The organism is Pseudanabaena mucicola FACHB-723, assembly GCF_014696385.1.
Lineage (GTDB): Bacteria > Cyanobacteriota > Cyanobacteriia > Pseudanabaenales > Pseudanabaenaceae > Pseudanabaena.
Genome location: NZ_JACJQB010000093.1, coordinates 1 through 2,157 on the forward strand (window position 1 = coordinate 1; position 2,157 = coordinate 2,157).

Sequence of the window (2,157 nt, forward strand, 5' to 3'; positions counted from 1 at the left end):
TATTGTAAAGCTGCGGAAAGCTCTCCTGTTGCTCCACCAAATTGCTCTAATAAGAGTTGAGCAAAACGAGGATCAGCTTTATCGACTTGCACAGTATGAATGGGATCTTTCTTGTGGAAAAACATAATTTGACACTCAATTATTTTGTGTAACTTATGTAGAATATCAATCGTAATTTACTTACTGAAAATATCTTTACACCTGACTGTCATAAATCGCGTATAGATAAATATAAAAAACTGAATGAATTGTATGAGATAGTTTAAAACTATTTAAATTGTTACAGAAAAGCATTTAAAAAAATAAATACTTTTTAGTCGCAATTGATAAAAATACAATCAATTAATATTTTAAACGAGTCAAAGTTTAAAAAACTTTATAGTAAAGATTTATTCTCTTTTAGTCCAATTTACTCAATTCATACATTGCACAAACACGGAATCAAACAATGAGCTACTAGATTGAATACTGACCAATGAAACTACACATAAAACATTAGGTAAACCAAGTGAATCATATATTTAACAAGGGCAAATCTAATCATTTTCATAGTCCAGTTACTGCGTTACTAGATGGTGTCAAGAAAGGACTTCTTTTCGCTTCTGGTTTTGCGCTGGTTCTGATGTTACAAGCGACCTTTTTTAGTTCTGGAGCGATCGCATCTCCCTTGGCTGGCCTGTTCGGCAACAAAGTTGAAGAGATCACTCAAGGTGTGAAGACTGACATGGCGATCGACAAAGCCGCAGGCATTGCCAAGGAAATCAGTCGTGATCTCCGCGATGGTAGAACTGACAAGGTGATCGACAAACTTGCTGATACCTCCAAGGATCTTGCCAAAGAAGCAGGTAATCGTGCTAAGGACTTGGCTAAAAATGTCAAGGAAGGCACTAAGGAAAATATTGGCAAGGCGAAGGAAGTCGCTAAAGATACCAAAGACAAAATTGGTGATGGTGTTGATAAAGCCAAGGAAATGGCAAGCGATCGCACCAATGAAGTTAAGGATGGAGCCAAAGACTTGCCTGATAAAGCTGGCAGCAAAGTCGATGAAGCCATTGATTCTGCTCAAGACTTCTTAGGACAGTAAATGCAGTAAGAAAACAGTAATCACTTGTCTCTTACTTAGTGATTACTGTTCGCTCATTCCTATCAATTTTAAATAGATAAATAGAGAAAAAATGTATGGAATTTATTTGGTTCATTTTAATCGGACTAGTGGCTGGTGCTTTGGCTGGTCAAATAGTTCGCGGTGGTGGCTTCGGTACTTTAGGCGATATTGTGGTTGGTATTGTCGGCGCATTGTTAGGTGGCTTCCTATTTAATACCTTTGGAGTCTCTACAGGTGGCGGCTTAATCGGTAGCTTGTTTGTGGCAACTATTGGTGCAGTGGTTTTGCTATACGGTATTCGCTTAGTCAATAGAACTTCTTAATTATCTTTTTCCCATTGGATTAAAAGAGAGTTCTCAAATTCAAATTTTGTACAAATTACTAATAGATTATTTAAAGGATTAACGTCAATGTCAGTAACACTCGAAGATAACAAACGCACTGCGATCGCAGTCAAATTGGCAGACATGAAAGCAACTCAAAACTTGCTAATTGCCAATGAGAAAAGTCTAATCTCAGCTTGTCCAGATCGAGAAATCACTAATCGTTTAGAAGGCTTTCTCAGAGATGATCAGAAGAACTTGGGTATCATCGATACGGTGATTGTTCAGTATGGAATTAAAGCTGAGCCAAATCCATTCATGCAGAAAGAGTTTGAAGATCTTGGCAAGATGATGCAAGACTCCGATCTCACTTTGTTTGAAAAGGTTGCCAAGCATGAAATTCTCAAACATACTCAAGCAATGGCAGGAGTTCTTGTTCACAAGGCTGGGCAAGTGGTTGGTGCAGATATCGCTGTAGCGATCGCCCCTCTGAATACGGTTAACTTTGAAAATCGTGGACATGAGGAGCAACTGAAAGGGATCATGGAATCCCTCAGTACGATGGAGTTAACTGGTAAGCCCTCTGATAGTGGACTGTGGTCAAGGGTACAGGATTCAATCGCGGCTTTACAGCAAATTGAGATCAAGAGCACCACAAAGAACTTACCTAAGGCGCTGAAAAACGATACCGCAGTGATGGAACCAATTGAGAGCATTATCGGCAGTGAT

3 protein-coding genes and 1 pseudogene are annotated in these 2,157 nt (G+C 38.9%); 3 read left to right on the forward strand and 1 reads right to left on the reverse strand.

The window, feature by feature from the left end; all coding sequences use genetic code 11:
* The coding region (locus H6F41_RS19455; RefSeq protein ID WP_190404956.1) for a manganese catalase family protein at positions 1–125 on the reverse strand (125 nt) is incomplete at its 3' end.
* Positions 126–622: 497 nt separating this feature from the next.
* Here H6F41_RS19455 and H6F41_RS18650 point away from each other — a divergent pair.
* The 3 genes and pseudogenes from H6F41_RS18650 to H6F41_RS18660 form a co-directional block, all read left to right on the forward strand.
* Positions 623–1,084, forward strand: coding sequence for a YtxH domain-containing protein (locus tag H6F41_RS18650; protein WP_190404957.1), 462 nt, complete (start codon positions 623–625; stop codon positions 1,082–1,084).
* A 95-nt stretch (positions 1,085–1,179) separates the two neighbouring features.
* Complete coding sequence (locus H6F41_RS18655; RefSeq protein WP_169365152.1) at positions 1,180–1,428, forward strand: GlsB/YeaQ/YmgE family stress response membrane protein; 249 nt, start codon at positions 1,180–1,182, stop codon at positions 1,426–1,428.
* An 87-nt stretch (positions 1,429–1,515) separates the two neighbouring features.
* A pseudogene (locus H6F41_RS18660) lies at positions 1,516–2,157 on the forward strand (hemerythrin domain-containing protein); the annotation flags it as partial.